Source organism: Caenimonas terrae, from assembly GCF_042655405.1.
Classification (GTDB): Bacteria; Pseudomonadota; Gammaproteobacteria; order Burkholderiales; family Burkholderiaceae_C; genus Ramlibacter; species Ramlibacter terrae_A.
Window position 1 is genome coordinate 77,708 of record NZ_JBHSMF010000003.1, and the last position, 17,404, is coordinate 95,111.

Below are 17,404 nucleotides of genomic sequence, written 5' to 3' on the forward strand. Positions count from 1 at the left end.
TGTCCCTGGAAAATCCCGCCTCACCCCCCCGGCATCAGGGCGCGTCCGGGTACAGCCGCCGCAGCACCGACAGCGCAATCGACTCGAGCATCGCCGTCAGCGCGGCGCCGGGATCGAGCGCGGCGCGCCCGGCGCGGGCAGCGGCCCATTGCTGCTGCAGGTCGGCGCTGCGGCGCTCCACCGCGGCCACCACCTCGCTGCGCCACTGCGGCCGGATCTCGCCCGCGCCGCCGGCGTCCGGGCCGAGATCCGGGCCGCGGCCGAAATGGATGACGGCCAGATAGCGCAGCAGGCCCGCTTCGGTCATCGCCTGCAGCATGTCGTCGCTCAGCTGCACGACCGAATTGCCGGCCGGCGTCGCCTGGTTCTTCCAGACCGCTGCCACCCAGGCCGCGCCGCCGCCGACCACGGCGCCGGCCACCGCGGCCAGGCCCAGCGTCAGGCCGGCTGTGAGCAGGTCCAGCGACACGCCCATGGCCGCGCCGGTGGCGGCGCCGGCCACGCCGGCCTGGCCGGCGCTGATCGCCTGCTGCACCACGAACTTGCGCTCCAGCCGCGTGTTGAGCAGTCCGGCCGCCGACGGCTCGATGCCGTGCAGCGCCAGCAGGCTGGCGGTGGCCTGCGCATCGGAGCGCTGCAGCCGTTCGACCACCGCCGCCATCGCCTCGTGCGAGCGGCGCTCGTGCGCCTCGCGCTCGCCCGGGCTCAGCAGGCTGATCAGCGAGCGCGGCGCCTTGCCGACGTCTTCGGTCTGGCGCGCGGCCTCCAGCAGGTGGCGGGCGATGACCGCCATCGCATCGCGCAGCAGCAGCCGGTTGCGCTGGTCCCAGGCCCGCGCCAGCGCCCCGAAGCCCGCGGCCTGGTGCGGCGGCAGGCAGCGGCCGATGGCAGCCAGCAGCGCGGGCTCCTGCAGCCAGCTGCGCGCGAAGCTGTCGAAGGGCAGCACCGCCGCCGCGCCGGCGCCGGCAGCGGCCAGCTCGCGCTCGCCGCGGACCAGCACCAGCACCGGCTTGCCCAGCCACTGCAGCAGCTGCGCGCCGGCGGCCAGGTCGCCGGCAGCGCTGACCACATGCAGCACCACGTCGCTGTCCTCGCGCGCCGCCAGCAGCGCAGGCGCCGGGGGCCCGGGCCGGCGCCGCCACGGACCGAGCAGCTTGCGCAGCGCGCGGCCCTGCCCTGACGCGCCGGGCAGCGACAGCGGCGTCGCATCCGCCGGCAGGTCGACCAGCCGCAGCCGCTCGCCGCTCTCGGTGCGCAGCAGCGTGCCGTCCGGCCCAGCGCGCAGGGCGCGGCGCAAGGCCTGGCGGTCCTCGTCGCGATGCGCCAGCAGCACCAGCGTCACCTGCACCGGGCTCAGCAGGCCGACCAGCCGGCGGTAGTAGGGATCGGCCGTGTCGATCGGCACGGCGCGCGCCAGCCGGCGTTCGCGCCACCAGGCCAGCGCCGCCAGCGCCAGCCGCGGCAGCACGATCACCAGCGCCAGCAGCGCCATGTACAGGAACACCCAGCGCCGGCCGGTCAGGTTGTCGCCCGCCTCGGGCAGCGGCGGCAGCGGGCCGGTGACGCGCAGGCTGCGCACCTCCTCCAGCGAGAACGAGGCCCAGGGGAACAGCGCCGTCACCGGCTGGAACAGCACGCTGAGGAACCGGTGGACGTCGCTGGCCGACAGGAACGTGCTCTCCCACTGCACGCCGTAGCTGGCCCAGACCCCGCCGAAGAACAGCGACAGCGCCACCCCCAGCGCCCACGCCGCCGCCGCCAGGTGCATCACGCGCGCCAGCCGCTGGCCGTACAGTGCGCCGCTCACCGCCTGCCAGCGCGCCAGGAAGGCGGCCGTCACCTCGGCGCGCAGCTGGCGCGGGCGCCGGCCCCACTCGCCCAGGCCGGCCAGCCACTGGCGCAGCGCGGCGAAGCGCGGCGGCCGCGCTCCGCCCTTGTGCGGCCACAGCAGATGGGCCAGCAGCAGCGCGTAGACGACCAGGTTCCACAGCAGCAGCAACAGCAGCGGCTTGGACAGCAGGTTGACCTGGTGCGGATTGGCGACCTGGTCGGTGCTGATCCCCAGCAGCAAGGCCGCCACCGGAACGAGCGTCGCGGTCCAGCGCTCGCCGGGGCCGGCCTGCTGCAGCGCAGCGATCGCGCGGTCGCTGCTGCCGACGGCCTGCAGCAGCATGGCGGCGCGCCGCTGCAGGAAGCGCCCGATGGCGGCGCGGCCGGGTGCGCTGTCCCCTGCTGCAGAGGCACGCGCCGCCGCCACCGCCTCGCGTTCGATCCGCTCGCGCTCGGCCGGCGCGAGCAGCCGCCCCTGCGCATCCGCGCCCTCGATGGCCTGCACCAGCACCAGCTGGCGCGCGGATGCTTCGTCCATCGCGATCGTGCTGGCAGTCCCTTGCATCGCGGCATTATGCGGGGCCGAGTGCACGCGACCGGCGCCGGCGCGGCGCCGATCACCCCCGCGCGGCGCCGCCTTCTGCGATCATCGACCGCAAGCAAAACAGGAGACGCCATGAAGACATCCTTGCGGGCGCGGGCCGTGTTGCGGTGCGCACTCTCCCTGGCGCTGGTGGCGCCCGCCCTGTGCGCAGCCCAGGCCGACGGCCTGAAGCCCCGGCCCTCGCAGCTGCCGGTGCCCGAGGTCGAGCCGGTGATGGAAAAGAGCTACTCGATCCCGGCCATGGAGATCGTCGGCTTCGACTTCCTGCTCAATCGCTACAACCATGCGTTCAGCGGCAGCCCGGACTACACCGTCACGCTGGAATCGATCCGGCGCAACCTGTGCAGCAGCTGGGCGGTGGACTCCGACGACTTCCACATCAACCAGCTCGGCCACCCCTACCAGGGGTCGATGTACTACGGCTTCGCCCGCTCGGCCGGCCTGGGCTTCTGGGAATCGGCCGGCTACACCTTTGCCGGCAGCATCGGCTGGGAGCTGTTCGGCGAGAACACCAGGCCCTCGGTCAACGACCAGATCGCCTCCGGCATCGGCGGCACCTTCCTGGGCGAATCGCTGTTCCGCATGGCCAGCCTGCTGCTGGAACACGGGGAAGGGGTGCCGCGGCCGATGCGCGAAGTGGCGGCGGCGGCGATCTCGCCGTCCACCGGCTTCAACCGGCTGGTCTACGGCAAGCGCTTCGACACCATCTTCGCCAGCCGCAACCCGGCCTACTACAGCCGGCTGCAGCTGGGCCTGATGGGCACGGCGCAGAACGAACAGGGCATCTCCACGCTGCTCAAGCGCAACGAGGCGCAGGCCAACTTCTCGATGGAATACGGCCTGCCGGGCAAGGACGGCTACCACTACAGCCGGCCGTTCGACTACTTCGCCTTTGAGGCCACCGGCTCATCGGCCAACGTGTTCGAGACCGTGATGACGCGCGGCCTGCTGGCGGGCGGCGAGTATTCCGCAGCCAAGGACCGCTACCGCGGCATCTGGGGCCTGTACGGCAGCTACGACTACATCTCGCCCCAGACCTTCCGCGTCTCCAGCACCGCGCTGTCGCTGGGGACCACCGGCCAGTGGCGGGCCAGCGACCGCTTCGTGGTGCAGGGCTCGGTGATGGCGGGCATCGGCTATTCCGCGGTCGGCACCGTGCACGGCGGCACCGAGCGCGACTACCACTACGGCACCACGCCGCAGGCGCTGGTGGCGCTGCGGCTGATCGACGGCGACCGCACCTCGCTGGACCTGACGGCGCGCGAGTACTTCGTCACCCACGCCACCAACAATGCACCGGGCGGCAACGACAACATCACCCGCGCCGAGATCAGCCTGACGCACCGCCTGCACAAGCTGCACGCGATCACCATCAAGTACCTGTGGAACCGGCGCATCGCCAGCTTCCCCGGCATCGAGGACAGCCGCCAGACGCGCGGCACGGTCGGCATCTTCTACACCCTGCTCGGGCAGGACCGCTTCGGGACGGTGGACTGGCGCTAGCCGCGGCGCGGCCCCGGCGCTACTGCATGAACCAGCCGTGGCTCACCACCAGCGACTGGCCGGTGAGTGCATTGGTGGGGAAGGCCGCGAACAGCAGCGCCACCGCGGCGACGTCGTCGGTGGTGGTGAACTCGCCGTCCACCGTTTCCTTGAGCATCACGTTCTTGATGACGTCCTGCTCGGAGATGCCCAGCGTCTTGGCCTGCTCGGGAATCTGCTTTTCCACCAGCGGCGTGCGCACGAAGCCGGGGCAGATCACGTTGGCCCGCACGTTGTGCTTGGCGCCCTCCTTGGCCACCGTCTTGCACAGTCCGATCAGGCCGTGCTTGGCGGTGACGTAAGGCGCCTTGAGCACGGACGCCTCCTTCGAGTGGACCGAGCCCATGTAGATGACGCTGCCGCCGCGGCCCTGCGCGTACATGTGCTTCAGGCACGCCCGGGTCGTGAGGAAGGCGCCGTCCAGGTGGATGGCCAGCATCTTCTTCCAGTCGGCGAAGCTGAATTCCTCCACCGGGTGGACGATCTGGATGCCGGCGTTGCTCACCAGGATGTCGATGCCGCCGAAGGCCGCCACCGCCGCTTGCACCGCAGCCTCCACCTGCGCTTCGTCGGTCACGTCGGCGCCGACGCCGATCGCCTGGCCGCCGGCCGCCTTCAGTTCGGCAGCGGTGGCCTGCGCCGCCTCCTGATTGAGGTCGGCGATGACGATCTTGGCGCCTTCCCTGGCGTAGACGATGGCGATCTCCTTGCCGATGCCGCTGGCGGCGCCGGTGATGAAGGCGACCTTGTCCTTGAGTTGCATGAATGTCTCTCCGTATTGAAAAATTGGACCGGCCGAGCCGGTCAGGCGAGGTAGTCGTGTTCCACGGTGCCCAGGGCGAGCGTCATGTCGGCGATGTAATGGACGGCCGATTCCACCTTCAGCACCGGCAGGTCGGCCACCGGCGCCAGCGCGTGCGGATGCAGCTCCAGCGCAGCCGGCCCGGTCCAGGCGCCGTGCAGCGTCACGTCGGTCATGTAGTAGCGCACCAGCTCGCAGATGCGCGCCGTGCCGTCGACGTGGGGAATGATCTTGAGCAGGAAGTTCGGCTGGGCGATCGCCTCCAGCAGCGGGCCGGGCGCCACCGGCCGGTGCTTGAAGCCCATGGTCGCCGTGGCGATCCGCACCTTGCCGTAGTCCAGCGTGCCGACCACCGTGTCGGTCTCGTAGTCCAGCATCGGGGTGGCCAGCTTCTTCGGGAAGCCCCACAGCTCGCGGCCGCCGGCGATCGGCGGATGGTCGTTCAGGTACATCGCGTGCACGTAGCTGCCGTCCTCGATGCCGGCGGCGCTGCGGATGCGCACCGGGATCACCTGGCCCGACTCGGTGTAGTCGCCGAAGCCGGTGGAATCGGGCATCCGGATGAATTCGTACTTCACCAGCGGCTCCGCCACCTCCAGCGGTTCCGGCACCACCGCGCGCAGGGCATCCATGTCGGTGCGGTAGGTGACGATCAGGAACTCGCGCCGCACGAAGCGGTACGGCCCCGGCGGAAAGGCCGGACTGGTCAGCGGCATCGCGAATGCCGTGCGGCGCACGTCCTGGATGTTCATTGCACCGCCTGCGTGCCGTCGCCGGTGATCCCCGGACGGCGCACCTTCAGGACCGACGGCTCGACCAGGTCGTAGGTGGTGACGCCGCCGGCGCTCGCGCCCTGCAGCCAGTCCGGGTGCGCCAGCGTGTTGCGCATGTCGCGCACGCCGGCGGCCCAGTGCTCCAGCATCGTGGTGCGCGAGAACTCGTAGTCCTTGGAGTCGCGCTCGTAGGGCCGGTCGCGGTAGATCAGGTGGACGATGTCGATCGGCTCGGTGCGCAGGTTGCCGCGCAGCGACTTCACGCTGGGGTCGTCGCGCAGCCGCGGCGGCAGCCGCGCCAGCAGGTCGGCCAGCGCCTGCTGCAGGTTCACGTTGGCGGCCAGCGCGTCGGTGTTCATGCGGGTGCGGCTCGAATAGGTGATGTCCTTTTGCCGCTCCGCCACTTCCGACAGCGTGGTGGGCATCTCGCCGCGGGCGCTGAACAGGTCCACCTGCATCACCACCAGCCGCTTGCCGCGGGCATGGGTGTCCAGCACGTACTGCAGCGGCGTGTTCGAGACGATGCCGCCGTCCCAGTAGTCCTCGCCCTCGATGTCCACCGGCGGAAAGCCAGGCGGCAAGGCGCCGCTGGCCATGATGTGCTCGACCCCGATCTGGTGCGTGCTGTTGTCGAAATAGGTCGAATTGCCGGTGCGCACGTTGACGGCGCCGACGCTCAGGCGCATGCCGCCGCTGTTGATGCGGTCGAAATCGACCAGCCGCTCCAGCGTCTGCTTCAGCGGCGAGGTGTCGTAATAGGACAGCATGGGCGCCGCGCCGCCCAGCAGCAGCGCCGGGTTCACCACCGGCCGGAAGAAGCCCGGCACGCCGAACATGCTGGTGGAAAAGGCGCTCCACTGGTTCAGCATCGAGCGGTCGCCCCACCTGGCCGGCAGGCTCTGCCCCGGGCCGGACGAAATCAGGTGCCAGAACTCGGACAGCCGGTGCACCCGGTCCTTCGGCGCGTTGCCGGCGATCAGGGCCGCGTTGATGGCGCCGATCGACACGCCGGCCACCCAGTCGAGGTCGGCATCGCTGTCCACCAGCCCCGCGTAGGCCCCCGCCTGGTAGGAGCCGAGGGCGCCGCCGCCCTGCAGCACCAGCGCCTTCACACCGCCACCGGCCGCCGGCCCGGAGCCGGGCCAGGCGGTCGCTGTCTTCTTGGATCTTGTCATGGGCCATTACGCCACGGCGTGGCTGACCGCAGCCCTAACGATGGGCAGGCGCGGGCGTTCAGCCCAGGCTGCCGAAATTGGTCAGGCCGGTGCGCGCTAGGCTTTGCGCATCGAGCGCTTCCATCGCCACCTCGAACAGCCGCACCGTCTCCTCGCGCTTGCGCTCGGCCTGGATGATCAGCTGCCGCGGCGGCTCCCCGCGCGATTCGGAATACAGGACCATCGCGTCGCTCAGGTCCTGTTCCAGGGCGACCAGTTCGCTCTGCGCCCGTTGCCAGGCTGCGAGTTTCGCCGCCGCCGATCCAGCTGCCTGATTCATGTCGCGCCTCCTGCCGATAGTGGCCGCCAAAGTTTAGCGCAGCGGCGCGGCGGATGGCCCCGGGCGGCGCCCCGGCCTCGGGCCGCTCCGGCCGCTGATGAGCGACACTTGGGGTATGGACACAAGAATCGCCGTGCCGGCGCCCGACGACGCGCCCGCCCCCGCCCGGGCCCGGGTGGCGGGCACGCTGCCGGTCGCGGCGATCGCCGGCCTGGTGGTGCTCTGGCTGGCCGCCACGGCCTGGCTGCGGCCGCTGATGCTGCCCGACGAGGGCCGCTATGTCAGCGTCGCCTGGAGCATGCTGCGCTCGGGCGATTGGCTCACGCCGACACTCAACGGCCTGCCCTTCTTCCACAAGCCGCCGCTGTTCTACTGGATCACGGCTGCATCGATGGCGGTGTTCGGCCCGTCCGAGTGGGCGGCCCGGGCGGCGCCGCTGATCGGCTCGACGCTCGCCGCCATGTCGATGTACCTGTTCCTGCGCCGCTGGAGCAGCGAGCGGGCCGCCCGGGTCGCGCTGCTGGCGCTGCTGGCGCAGCCGCTGTTCTATGTCGGCGGCCAGTTCGCCAACCTCGACATGCTGGTGGCGGGCTGCATCACCGCCACCATCGCCCTGGCCGCCCATTCCTGCCTGAGCTTCGAGCAGGGGCTGCCGCGCGGCGGCGCGCTGGCCGGCGCCTATGCGATGGCGGCCGCGGGGGTGCTGGCCAAGGGCCTGATCGGTGCCGTGCTGCCGGCCCTGGTGCTGCTGGCGTGGCTGCTGGCGCGGCGCCGCTGGCGCACGATGGGGTCGCTGCTGTCGCTGCCGGGGCTGGCACTGTTCCTGCTGATCTGCGGGCCCTGGTTCGTGGCGATGCAGGCGCGCTTCGACGGCTTCCTGAACTACTTCTTCGTGGTGCAGCACTTCCAGCGCTTCGCCGCCGGCGGCTTCAACAACGTCCAGCCGTTCTGGTTCTATCCGGTGCTGCTGCTGCTGTTCGGGCTGCCGTGGCTGCCCTGGCTGGCGCGCTCGCTGGCGCGCCAGGCGGCGGGGCCGGACGACGACGGCGCGCTGCGGCTGTTGCTGGTGCTGTGGGCCGCGCTGGTGGTGGGCTTCTTTTCGCTGCCGCAGTCCAAGCTCGCGGGCTATGTGCTGCCCGCCATTCCGCCGCTGGCGGCGCTGGTGGCCGTGGGACTGCTCAAGCGCGGCGATCCCTCGCGGCGCGAGCTGCGCTGGTGGCACGCGGCCGTCGCCACCGGCGCGCTCGTCAGCGTGGGCATCGTGGTGGCCGTGACGCTGTTGCCGCAGAACTCGATGCGCGGCCTGTCCGCTTCGCTGGTGGCGCAGCGCGCCCCGCAGGACCCCATCTTCATGCTGGGCAAGATGTATTACGACGTGCCGGTCTACGCCGGGCTGTCCGAGCCGGTGCACGTGGTGGAGGACTGGAAGTCGGCGGATGCCACGGTGCAGGACAACGGGCGCAAGGAGCTGGCCGACGCCGGCCAGTTCGCTCCCGAACTGGCGGCTCGGCTGCTGGTGAACGAGGCGGCACTGCCGGCCGCCCTGTGCGCCGCCCGCACCAGCTGGGTGATCGGCCCGGTGAAGGCCGCGGAGCAGTTCCCCTTCCTGGCCGCGGCACGCGTCGGCTACGCCGCCAGCGACGCGACGCTCTGGCGGGTGGACTCCACCTCGCCCGCGGTGGCCAATGCGCTGGAGTGCTACCGGTCGCGCCGGCGCGAGGCCGCGACGCCGGCGCAGTAATCGACGAAGGCCTTGGTGTCCGTCGATTTCTGGAAGGCCTCGTCGGCGCCCAGTTCCAGGCAGTGCTTGCGCATTCCCTGCGTGATGTACTCGCTGAACACGACGATCTTGGCGCCGCGCGCGTGCTGACGGGCCCGTGCCAGCACGCCCAGGCCGGTGCCCTGTTCGAGCACCAGGTCGACCACCGCCAGGTCCCACTGCCCAGGGTTCTCCTCCAGCCAGAGATTCGCCTCGGCCTCGGTGGATACCGCCTTGGCCAGCGTGAAGTCGCCGACGGTCGACAGCAGGTCGAGCACCAGCCCCCACACTTGCGGACGATCCTCGACCAGCAGCATCTTTACCGTCACATCGGCCCCTCCACGGGCGGGCCGCTCCTGCAAGCGGCCGTTTTCAGAGAACCACGCACATTAAATGTTAATTTGCCGGCTGCGTGTAGGACGCGACCTTGCACGGCGGCGCAAGCCCCCTAGAATCGGGGGCGGGGACACGGGCAGTCTCCCCATCTCCCAGACGCCACCGGCGTCCAAGCGCTGCTCCTGATCCCGGGCCCCGGCCCGGCAAGGAGACCTCGCATGGAACAGCGGATCCAACCCCTGCACATCGACCCCACCCGGCTGCACGGCCTGTCCGAACGGCTGGTGCTGAGCCATCACCAGAACAACTACGGCGGCGCCGTCCGGCGGCTCAACGCGATCCGCGCGCAGCTGGCGGCCCTGGACTTCGGCGCCGCCCCCGGCTTCCAGCTCAATGGGCTCAAGCGCGAGGAGCTGGTCGCCGCCAATTCGATGCTGCTGCACGAACTGCACTTCGCCTGCCTGGGCGGCGACGGCCAGGGCATGGCGCCGGCGATGGCGCTGGCGCTGGCGGCGAACTTCGGCAGCGAACAGCGCTGGCGCGAGGAGTTCGTCGCGATGGGCAAGGCGCTGGCCGGCGGCTCCGGCTGGGTGCTGCTGGCGTTCTCGCCGCGCGACGGCACGCTGGTCAACCAGTGGGCAGCCGACCATACGCAGGCGCTGGCCGGCGCGGTGCCGTTGCTGGCGCTGGACATGTACGAGCACGCCTACCACCTGGACTTCGGCGCCAAGGCCGACGCGTGGGTGGACGCCTTCATGCGCAACATCGACTGGGAAGGCGTGTACGAGCGCTACCGGCTCGCCGTCGCAGCGGCCACCGAGCCGTTCGGCGTGAGCCGCGACCAGCTGCCGCCGGCCACCCTGCTGGACGTGCGCCGGGCCGAAGTCTTCGACCAGGACAGCCAGCTGATTCCCGGCGCCGCGTGGGCCGATCCTGCGGCGGTCGGCCAGTGGGGCGCCGCGCTGCCGGCAGACCGCGACGTCGTCGTCTATTGCGTCTACGGCCACGAGGTCGGGCGCAGCACCGCGCTGCGGCTGCGCGCGCAGGGCCTGCAGGCGTGGTTCCTGCGCGGCGGCATCGATGGCTGGAAGGCCGAAGGCATGCCGCTGGCGGACAAGGGCTGAGGCGCCGCGGCGGGGCCGGGGCGCCGTCAGCGCCCTGCTTCGAGTTCCTGCAGCTTGTCCAGGTAGGTCCTGTGGGTCTGCGGCTTGACGAACAGCGAGACCACTTCGGGATGGGCCTGCCGGACCCGCTGCTCGATCTCGGTCACGGCCTTCTCGATCTCGGGCGTGCGCAGTTCGTCGGCGAATTCCAGGCTCAGCATCGCCACCACCTGGTCCGGCGCCATCTGCACCGTGATCAGCCCGTTGGCGCGCGCCACCGAGGGCACCTCCCCGGCCACCCGCAGGATGGAATCGGACAGCGCGCGGTCGGCCCGCTCGCCGATCAGCAGGCTCTTGCTCTCGCGCGCCAGCAGCACCGCCACCACCGCCAGCACCAGGCCGATGGCGATCGAGGCTGCGCCGTCGAGCACCGGCAGGTCCAGGCTGTCCGACGCATAGGTGCCTGCCGCCGCCAGCACGATCCCCACCAGCGCGGCGCTGTCCTCGAAGAACACCATGAACGACGGCGGGTCCTTGCTCTTGCGGAAGGCCTCGAAGAAGCCCAGGTCGCCCATCGCGGCGCGGTACTGGCGCAGCGAGATGACCCAGGACACCCCCTCGAACACGAAGGCCAGCCCCAGCACGGCGTAGTTGACCCACGCCCGCTCCACCGGCTCCGGGTTGCGGATGTGGGAGACGCCTTCGAAGATCGACACGCCGGCGCCCAGCGCGAAGATCAGCACCGCGACGATGAAGCTCCAGAAGTACAGCTCGCGGCCGTAGCCGATCGGGTGCTCGGGCGTGGCCGCCTTGGCGGCGCGGTGCATGCCGTACAGCAGCAGCAGCTCGTTGCCCGTGTCCACCAGCGAATGGACCGCCTCGCTGAGCATCGAGGAACTGCCGCTGAGCGCCGCGGCGACGCCCTTGGTCAGCGCCACCAGCAGGTTGCCGGCCAGCGCCGCGTAGACGACGGTCTTGGAGGAGGAATCGGCCACGCGCTCAGCCCGGCGCGCCAGGCATGACGCCGGTCGAGCGCAGGGTTGCCGGGAAAAGCATGCAGGGACTCCGGAATGAAAGGAAAGGAGCCTGCAGTTTAGCCAGCGCTGCCGGCCCCGTGGCGCAGCCGCTACTTGCCCAACGCCGCCAGCCGCGCCGCGGCTTCCTTCTTGCCGATGCTGCGCAGCGCGGCGATCGCCGGCAGGTGCTTGGCGCGCGGGCGGGTCTTGCCCTCTTCCCACTTGTAGACCGACTGGCCGGACGCGCCGATCAGCGCCCCGAAGGCCTGCGCCGACAGGCCCAGCCGCCGGCGCTGGGTGGCCAGTCCCTTGGCGCTGAAGCGCAGGTGGCGCTGGTCCGGCTCTTCCCCCGGCGCCGCCGCCGCCACCTTCGCCGTCACGCGCCCCAGGCGCTTGATCTGGAGCTCGAGCTCGCGGGTGCGGCGCTTCAGATCCGCGATCTGGGCCCGGTAGGGGGCGATGGCGTTCTTGAGGCCTTTGGTTTCCGCGCGAACTTCCTTGCGCGCGACCCGGGCGATCTCTTCCTTGAGCAGGTTTGCAATGTTCGGCATGGTCCCGCGATTTTGCTACAGAGCCATAAAATGGCCAGCCACCCCTGGAGCTGCTGTCTTGACCACCCTACCCGCGCCCAAGCCGCTGGACGCCGACGATTTCGATGCCCTGGACGCCGAGCTGGATCTCCTGCGCGAGAGCAGCGAGGAAATCCCCCAGTGGGAGTTCTGCGAGGGCTTCCTGGCCGCGCTGGTCTGCATGCGGCGCCCGGTGCCGCCCGAGGAGTACTGGCCGGTGCTGCTGGGCGACGACTTCAAGCCGATGGCCCACATGGAATTCGTGGCCCGCTGGCGCCAGCGCTGGGACGAGATCGCCGCGGCGCTGGATGCGCCGGTGGAGACGCTGGACGATGACCGCACCTTCCAGCCCGAAGTGGTGGACACCCGCGGCGCCCTGCTGGCCATGCCCGACGAAGAGCGGGCCGAGGTGGCGATGGAGGAGGTGCCCTCCTTCGCCCAGGTCTGGGCCCTGGGCTTCATGTACGCGGTGGAGGCCTGGCCCGAGGACTGGCAGCCGCCGCGCGACGCGGACGCCGCCGAGATGCTGGACAACGCGCTGAACGCCATCGTCGCGCTCAGCGAGGACGACAAGGGCGAGCCGTCGATCTCGATGTACGCCGAGGACGGCCCGCCCAGCGTCAGCGAACAGCGGCTGGACGACTTCGGCGCCGCCATCTGGGCGGCCTACGACCTGCGCCAGCTCTGGAAGAGCCTGGGGCCGAAGGTGGCCACCGTGCGCAAGGAGCCGGAGCCTGGGCGCAACGACCCCTGCCCCTGCGGCAGCGGCAAGAAATACAAGAAATGCCATGGCGCCGGCGGCGCCGCCCCGTTGCCGGAGCCACCCGCATGACCAGGCTGACCAGCGATGCGAAGGGCGTGTTCCCGATCGCCCCCACGCCCTTCCACGACGACGGCCGCATCGACACCGCGTCGATCGACAAGCTGATCGATTTCTACCTGGCCTGCGGCTCCACCGGCGTCACGGTGCTGGGCCAGCTGGGCGAAGCGCCCAAGCTGGAGCACACCGAATCGGTGGCGATTGCGAAACAGTTCATCGCGCGCGCGGCCGGCATTCCGGTGGTCGTCGGCGTGTCGGCGCCCGGCTTTGCCGCCATGCGCGCACTGACGCGCGAGGTGATGGATGCGGGCGCGGCCGGCGTGATGATCGCGCCGCCCAACACCTTGCGCACCGACGACCAGATCGTCGGCTACTACAAGCAGGCGGCCGAGGCCATCGGCGCCGACGTGCCCTTCGTGCTGCAGGACTATCCGCTGACCTTCAGCGTGCAGATGGCGCCTTCGGTGGTGCGGCGCATCGTGATGGAAGTGCCGTCCTGCGCGATGCTCAAGCACGAGGACTGGCCGGGGCTGGAAAAGATCAGCACGCTGCGCGGCTACGAGCGGGACGGCTCGATGCGCCACATCTCCATCCTGTGCGGCAACGGCGGGCTGTTCCTGGATTACGAGATGGAGCGCGGCGCCGACGGCGCCAACACCGGCTATTGCTTTCCGGACATGCTGTGCGACGTCGTCCGCCTCCATTCGTCCGGCCGCAAGGACGAGGCCAAGGACCTGTTCGACGCCCACCTGCCCTTGATCCGCTACGAGCAGCAGCCCGGCGTCGGCCTGGCGGTACGCAAGTACGTGATGATGAAGCGCGGCCTGCTGGCGTCCGCCGCGCAGCGCAAGCCGGCGGCGCCGATGTCGACGACGACGCAGCAGGAAGTGGACCAGCTGCTGCGGCGGCTGGCCCGCCACGACAAGCGCGCGCAGCTGTGAGTGCCGGCCTGCTCGAGGCGCCGCCCGGTGCCCGGGCCGGCTACGTATTTGCCCACGGCGCCGGCGCGGGCATGAAGCACTCCTTCATGCAGGCCCTGGCCACAGCGCTGGCCGGGCGCGGCATCGCCAGCCTGCGCTTCGACTTTCCGTTCATGGAGCAGGGCTCCAAGCGCCCCGATCCACCGGCTGTGGCGCATGCCGCCGTCCGCGCCGCGGTCGCAGAGGCGGCCAGCCGGCTGCTGGGCCTGCCGCTGTTCGCCGGCGGCAAATCCTTCGGCGGCCGCATGACTTCGCAGGCCCAGGCGCTGCAGCCGTTGCCCGGCGTGCGCGGGCTGGTGTTCGTCGGCTTTCCGCTGCATCCGGCCGGCAAGCCGTCGGTGGAGCGCGCGAAGCACCTGGCCGACGTGCAGCTGCCGATGCTGTTCCTGCAGGGCACGCGCGACGCGCTGGCGGAGCTGGAGCTGGTGCGCGGCGTGGCGCAGCAACTCGGCGAGCGCGCCACCCTGCACATCGTCGACGGCGCCGACCACGCCTTCCACGTCCTCGCCCGTTCGGGCCGCACCGACGCCCAGGTGATCGACGAACTCGCCGACACCATGGCGGCGTGGATGTCATCCCGGGCTTGACCCGGGATCCAGACCTGTCCGCGCCAACCGGCTTCCGGCCACGCCCGCGCGGCGCGCAGAAGGATGGACCCCGGGTCAAGCCCGGGATGACCGCCGTTGCTGGACGTCAGTCGAATCCGCACCCACGTCTTTTGCTTTTCCTACAAGCGCCCTGCCGCACCCGCCCTACGCTCCGGTGCATCGTCAATGGCATCGCAAGGAGACTCTCATGCCCCGTGGAGACAAGTCCGCTTACACCGACAAGCAAAAGCGCATGGCCGAACACATCGAGGAAGGCTACGAGGACCGTGGCGTCGGCAAGGAAGAAGCCGAAAGCCGCGCCTGGGCCACGGTGAACAAGGAAACCGGCGGCGGCAAGAAGAGCGGCTCGGGCCGCGGCAAGGCGATGGACACCAGTTCCTCGCGCAAGGGCGGCAAGCTCGGCGGCCGTGCCTCGGCGGCACGCTCGCCGGAAGAACGCTCGGCGTCGGCGAAGAAGGCCGCGGCCACCCGCAAGCGCAACGCCGCTGCCGCCAAGCGCTGACCGGCCTCAGCGGGCGGCGACGCCCGGCCCCGCCCAGTCGCCGCCCAGCGCCTTGACCAGGAACACCGAGACCAGCAGCCGCTGGCCCAGCAACTGCGCGGCCTGGCGCTGGGCGTTCAGCAGCGACTGCTGCGCGCTGATCACGTCCAGGTAGCTGGCGACGCCGCCCTCGTAGCGGTCGTTGGCCAGCGCCAGCACTTTTTCGGCGCTGGCCACCGCCTGCCGCGCCTGCGCCAGCGCGCGGTCCAGCGCGGCGCTGCCGGTGATGCCGTCTTCCACTTCCTGCATGGCCGTCAGCACCACGCGCCGGTAGGTGCCGACGGCCGCGTCGTAGCCGGCCCGCGCCGCCTCCACGTTGGCATCGGTGCGGCCGGCATCGAACAGGGGCTGCGCCAGCGAGGCGCCCAGGGACCACAGCAGGCTGGGCGCGTCGAACAGCTTCGCCAGCGTGTTGGTGTCCGCGCCCAGGACGGGATTGAGGATGATGCTCGGGTAATAGGCGGCGCGCGCCACGCCGATCTGCGCGTTGGCGGCGGCGACGGCGCGCTCGGCCGAGGCGACGTCGGGCCGGCGCTCCAGCACGTCCGAGGGCACGCCCAGCGGCAGCGCCGGCGGATTGCGCGGCGTGGTCTCGGCCGCCAGCGCGAACAGCGGCGCCGGCGTGCCGACCAGCGTGGAGATGGCGTGCTCGAACTGGTCGCGCTGGCGCCGCAGCACGTCCACCTGCGTCAGCGTGGTGTCCAGCAGCGCCTGCTGCTGCGCCACTTCCAGGCCGGAGGTGGCACCCAGGTCGTGGCGCGACGTCACCAGGTCCAGCGCACGCCGCTGCAGCGCGATCGACTGCGCCAGCACGTCCAGTTCGATGTCCAGCTCGCGCAGGTTGAAGTAGTTGGCCGCCAGGTCGCAGGCCAGCACCAGCCGCACGTTCTCGACATCGGCGGCCGACTGCTGCGCCGTCGCCTGCGCCACGTCCACCCCGCCCCGCACCCGGCCGAACAGGTCGGCCTCGTAGGCGACGCCGAAGGACAGCTGGTAGTCGTTCTGCACCGTGGTCTGGTTCGCCGATGCGTAATTGGTCAGCGGGCGATTGGCCGAGATCCGCTGCCGCGCCACCCGGGAATTGAGCGACAGCTGCGGGAACAGGCCGGCCGTCGCCGCGTTCACCTGCGCCCGGGCCTGCGCCAGCCGTGCCGCGGCCACCGCCACGGTGGGGCTGGCCGCCATCGCCTGCTGCTGCAGCGCGTCCAGCTGCGGGTCGCCGAAGCGCTGCCACCACGGGCCGCGGGCGATGCTGTCGCTGGGGGCGCTCTCGCGCCATGGCGCCTCCACCTTCCATTGCGCCGGCAGCGTGACCTGGGGCCGCTGGTACGGCGGCGCGGTGGCGCAGCCGGCCAGCGCCGCAGCCGTCGCCACGGCGCACAGGGCGAGGCGCCCCGCCCTCACGGCGCGGCCTTCGGCGCCTGGGCGGCCGGCGCCTGGGCGCCGACCTGCACCTTGTCGCCATTGGCCAGCGAGTCCGACGGGTTGAGCACCAGCGTCTCGCCGCCGGCCAGGCCTTCGGTCACTTCCACGCTCTCGCCGTAATTGCGGCCCAGCTTCACCGTCTGCAGGCGGATCACGCCGCCCGGCTCCACCACCGCCACCCGCGTGCCCTCGGCGCGAAACAGCAGGGCGTTGGACGGCACCGCCAGCGCCTGGCTGGCAGCCAGCGGCAGCGCCACCTGCACGAAGGCGCCGGGCAGCAACGCGCCGTCCTTGTTGGGAAGCGCGATCTCCACCTGCATCGTGCGGTTGGCGCTGTCGATCGAGGCCGCCGTGCGAGCCACCTGGCCCTGGAAGCTGCGGCCGTGCAGCTCCGCCTGCGTGACCGTCGCCGGCTGGCCGGTGCGCACCAGCTGCGAATAGGCCTGCGGCAGGCTGACGTAGACGCGCAGCGGATCGGTCTGCGCCAGCAGGAACAGCGGCTTGCCGCTGCCGTCGATCAGGTCGCCGACGTCGACGTTGCGCTTTGTGATGACGCCCGCAAACGGCGCCACCACCCGCTTGAAGCCCTGCAGCTGGCGCAGCCGCTCCACGTTGGCGTCGGCCGCCGCCAGGTTGGCGCGGGCCTGCACGAAGCCGCTGCGGCGCTCGTCCAGTTCCTGCTGGGAGACGGCATCGCGCTTGCGCAGCGCCTCCCAGCGCTCCGCGGTGGTCCGCGCCAGCTCCAGGCTGGCGGCCATCTGCTGGCGCGCCGCCACGGCCTGCGTCAGCTGCTGGTCCAGTTCGGGGGTCTCGATCTCGGCCAGCAGTTCGCCCTTGTCCACCCGGGCGCCGATGTCGCGGGTCCAGCGCTTGAGGTAGCCGCCGCTGCGCGCCGCCACCGGCGCCTGCATGAAGCCCTGCAGCGTGCCGGGCAGCGACAGGGTCTGCGCCGCGCCGGCGCGCCGGACCTGCGTGGTCTTGACGTAGACCTGGGCCTGGTCGCGCGCATCGTTTTCCAGCACCCGGGCGTTGGACATCCGGCTGACGACGGTGCGCGCCGCGCCCAGCGCCAGCAGCACCAGGACGACGATGGTGATCAGGCGGGTGCGGCGGCCGACCTGCTGGCGCTGCAGCAGCGTCCCGCCCTCGGCTTCGGGCGAATGGATGGCAAGCTGCGAATGGCTCTCGTGGGACATCGGGGA

General features: G+C 71.2%; 17 protein-coding genes. 7 read left to right on the forward strand and 10 right to left on the reverse strand.

Annotated features, from left to right (window positions below):
- Nucleotides 1-34: 34 nt before the first annotated feature.
- Nucleotides 35-2,395, reverse strand: coding sequence for a DUF3482 domain-containing protein (locus ACFPOE_RS04830; protein ID WP_376848883.1), 2,361 nt, complete (start codon nucleotides 2,393-2,395; stop codon nucleotides 35-37).
- Between the two features lie 111 nt (nucleotides 2,396-2,506).
- On the opposite strand from ACFPOE_RS04830, the gene ACFPOE_RS04835 reads away from it, so the two are divergent.
- The gene (locus ACFPOE_RS04835) at nucleotides 2,507-3,937 is read left to right on the forward strand and encodes a DUF3943 domain-containing protein (protein ID WP_376848884.1); all 1,431 of its coding nucleotides are present in this window, start codon (nucleotides 2,507-2,509) and stop codon (nucleotides 3,935-3,937) included.
- Between the two features lie 19 nt (nucleotides 3,938-3,956).
- Here the strand turns inward: ACFPOE_RS04835 and ACFPOE_RS04840 are convergent, their stop codons facing one another.
- The 4 genes from ACFPOE_RS04840 to ACFPOE_RS04855 are packed head-to-tail and all read right to left on the reverse strand — an operon-like array spanning nucleotide 3,957 to nucleotide 7,045.
- Entirely contained in the window at nucleotides 3,957-4,739 is a 783-nt protein-coding gene (locus tag ACFPOE_RS04840) for a 3-hydroxybutyrate dehydrogenase (protein ID WP_376848885.1), read from the reverse strand.
- A 41-nt stretch (nucleotides 4,740-4,780) separates the two neighbouring features.
- Nucleotides 4,781-5,530 (reverse strand): acetoacetate decarboxylase, encoded by a 750-nt coding sequence (locus ACFPOE_RS04845; protein WP_376848886.1) that lies wholly within the window; start codon nucleotides 5,528-5,530, stop codon nucleotides 4,781-4,783.
- A complete protein-coding gene (locus tag ACFPOE_RS04850; RefSeq protein ID WP_376848887.1) occupies nucleotides 5,527-6,726 on the reverse strand; it encodes a DUF3734 domain-containing protein in 1,200 nt (399 codons plus the stop codon). The genes ACFPOE_RS04845 and ACFPOE_RS04850 overlap by 4 nt, the downstream gene beginning before the upstream one ends.
- A gap of 58 nt (nucleotides 6,727-6,784) precedes the next feature.
- On the reverse strand, nucleotides 6,785-7,045 hold the full coding sequence (locus ACFPOE_RS04855) for a hypothetical protein (RefSeq protein WP_376848888.1): 261 nt from the start codon (nucleotides 7,043-7,045) through the stop codon (nucleotides 6,785-6,787).
- Between the two features lie 115 nt (nucleotides 7,046-7,160).
- Here ACFPOE_RS04855 and ACFPOE_RS04860 point away from each other — a divergent pair, with 115 nt between their 5' ends.
- A complete protein-coding gene (locus ACFPOE_RS04860; protein WP_376848889.1) occupies nucleotides 7,161-8,786 on the forward strand; it encodes an ArnT family glycosyltransferase in 1,626 nt (541 codons plus the stop codon).
- Here ACFPOE_RS04860 and ACFPOE_RS04865 read toward each other — a convergent pair.
- Nucleotides 8,744-9,133 carry a response regulator gene (locus ACFPOE_RS04865; RefSeq protein WP_376848890.1) on the reverse strand — a complete coding sequence of 130 codons (390 nt, stop codon included), beginning with the start codon at nucleotides 9,131-9,133 and terminating at the stop codon, nucleotides 8,744-8,746. The two genes, ACFPOE_RS04860 and ACFPOE_RS04865, sit on opposite strands and share 43 nt — an antisense overlap.
- 225 nt (nucleotides 9,134-9,358) lie before the next feature.
- Here ACFPOE_RS04865 and ACFPOE_RS04870 point away from each other — a divergent pair, with 225 nt between their 5' ends.
- Nucleotides 9,359-10,264 (forward strand): Fe-Mn family superoxide dismutase, encoded by a 906-nt coding sequence (locus ACFPOE_RS04870; protein WP_376848891.1) that lies wholly within the window; start codon nucleotides 9,359-9,361, stop codon nucleotides 10,262-10,264.
- A 26-nt stretch (nucleotides 10,265-10,290) separates the two neighbouring features.
- Here the strand turns inward: ACFPOE_RS04870 and ACFPOE_RS04875 are convergent, their stop codons facing one another.
- Nucleotides 10,291-11,238: a cation diffusion facilitator family transporter gene (locus ACFPOE_RS04875; protein ID WP_376848892.1), complete on the reverse strand. Its 948-nt coding sequence runs from the start codon at nucleotides 11,236-11,238 to the stop codon at nucleotides 10,291-10,293.
- Nucleotides 11,239-11,369: 131 nt separating this feature from the next.
- The gene (locus ACFPOE_RS04880; protein ID WP_376848893.1) at nucleotides 11,370-11,810 is read right to left on the reverse strand and encodes a helix-turn-helix domain-containing protein; all 441 of its coding nucleotides are present in this window, start codon (nucleotides 11,808-11,810) and stop codon (nucleotides 11,370-11,372) included.
- Here ACFPOE_RS04880 and ACFPOE_RS04885 point away from each other — a divergent pair.
- From ACFPOE_RS04885 to ACFPOE_RS04900, 4 genes are all read left to right on the forward strand, one after another.
- The gene (locus ACFPOE_RS04885; protein WP_376848894.1) at nucleotides 11,809-12,660 is read left to right on the forward strand and encodes a YecA/YgfB family protein; all 852 of its coding nucleotides are present in this window, start codon (nucleotides 11,809-11,811) and stop codon (nucleotides 12,658-12,660) included. The genes ACFPOE_RS04880 and ACFPOE_RS04885 overlap by 2 nt on opposite strands.
- A complete protein-coding gene (locus ACFPOE_RS04890) occupies nucleotides 12,657-13,589 on the forward strand; it encodes a dihydrodipicolinate synthase family protein (protein WP_376848895.1) in 933 nt (310 codons plus the stop codon). The genes ACFPOE_RS04885 and ACFPOE_RS04890 overlap by 4 nt, the downstream gene beginning before the upstream one ends.
- A complete protein-coding gene (locus ACFPOE_RS04895; protein ID WP_376848896.1) occupies nucleotides 13,586-14,215 on the forward strand; it encodes an alpha/beta hydrolase family protein in 630 nt (209 codons plus the stop codon). Before ACFPOE_RS04890 ends, ACFPOE_RS04895 begins: the two co-directional genes overlap by 4 nt.
- Before the next feature lie 208 nt (nucleotides 14,216-14,423).
- Complete coding sequence (locus ACFPOE_RS04900; RefSeq protein WP_376848897.1) at nucleotides 14,424-14,738, forward strand: plasmid stabilization protein; 315 nt, start codon at nucleotides 14,424-14,426, stop codon at nucleotides 14,736-14,738.
- Nucleotides 14,739-14,744: 6 nt separating this feature from the next.
- Here ACFPOE_RS04900 and ACFPOE_RS04905 read toward each other — a convergent pair whose 3' ends face one another.
- Both ACFPOE_RS04905 and ACFPOE_RS04910 read right to left on the reverse strand, forming a co-directional pair.
- Complete coding sequence (locus tag ACFPOE_RS04905) at nucleotides 14,745-16,181, reverse strand: efflux transporter outer membrane subunit (RefSeq protein WP_376848898.1); 1,437 nt, start codon at nucleotides 16,179-16,181, stop codon at nucleotides 14,745-14,747.
- Nucleotides 16,178-17,398 (reverse strand): efflux RND transporter periplasmic adaptor subunit, encoded by a 1,221-nt coding sequence (locus ACFPOE_RS04910; protein WP_376848899.1) that lies wholly within the window; start codon nucleotides 17,396-17,398, stop codon nucleotides 16,178-16,180. The genes ACFPOE_RS04905 and ACFPOE_RS04910 overlap by 4 nt, the downstream gene beginning before the upstream one ends.
- Nucleotides 17,399-17,404 lie beyond the last annotated feature (6 nt).

Bases quoted from the DNA above. Each gene is read 5' to 3' on its own strand.
- ACFPOE_RS04830 (WP_376848883.1), bottom strand. From the start codon at position 2,395: ATGCAAGGGACTGCCAGCACGATCGCGATGGACGAAGCATCCGCGCGC.
- ACFPOE_RS04835 (WP_376848884.1), top strand. From the start codon at position 2,507: ATGAAGACATCCTTGCGGGCGCGGGCCGTGTTGCGGTGCGCACTCTCC.
- ACFPOE_RS04840 (WP_376848885.1), bottom strand. From the start codon at position 4,739: ATGCAACTCAAGGACAAGGTCGCCTTCATCACCGGCGCCGCCAGCGGC.
- ACFPOE_RS04845 (WP_376848886.1), bottom strand. From the start codon at position 5,530: ATGAACATCCAGGACGTGCGCCGCACGGCATTCGCGATGCCGCTGACC.
- ACFPOE_RS04850 (WP_376848887.1), bottom strand. From the start codon at position 6,726: ATGACAAGATCCAAGAAGACAGCGACCGCCTGGCCCGGCTCCGGGCCG.
- ACFPOE_RS04855 (WP_376848888.1), bottom strand. From the start codon at position 7,045: ATGAATCAGGCAGCTGGATCGGCGGCGGCGAAACTCGCAGCCTGGCAA.
- ACFPOE_RS04860 (WP_376848889.1), top strand. From the start codon at position 7,161: ATGGACACAAGAATCGCCGTGCCGGCGCCCGACGACGCGCCCGCCCCC.
- ACFPOE_RS04870 (WP_376848891.1), top strand. From the start codon at position 9,359: ATGGAACAGCGGATCCAACCCCTGCACATCGACCCCACCCGGCTGCAC.
- ACFPOE_RS04885 (WP_376848894.1), top strand. From the start codon at position 11,809: ATGGTCCCGCGATTTTGCTACAGAGCCATAAAATGGCCAGCCACCCCT.
- ACFPOE_RS04880 (WP_376848893.1), bottom strand. From the start codon at position 11,810: ATGCCGAACATTGCAAACCTGCTCAAGGAAGAGATCGCCCGGGTCGCG.
- ACFPOE_RS04890 (WP_376848895.1), top strand. From the start codon at position 12,657: ATGACCAGGCTGACCAGCGATGCGAAGGGCGTGTTCCCGATCGCCCCC.
- ACFPOE_RS04900 (WP_376848897.1), top strand. From the start codon at position 14,424: ATGCCCCGTGGAGACAAGTCCGCTTACACCGACAAGCAAAAGCGCATG.
- ACFPOE_RS04910 (WP_376848899.1), bottom strand. From the start codon at position 17,398: ATGTCCCACGAGAGCCATTCGCAGCTTGCCATCCATTCGCCCGAAGCC.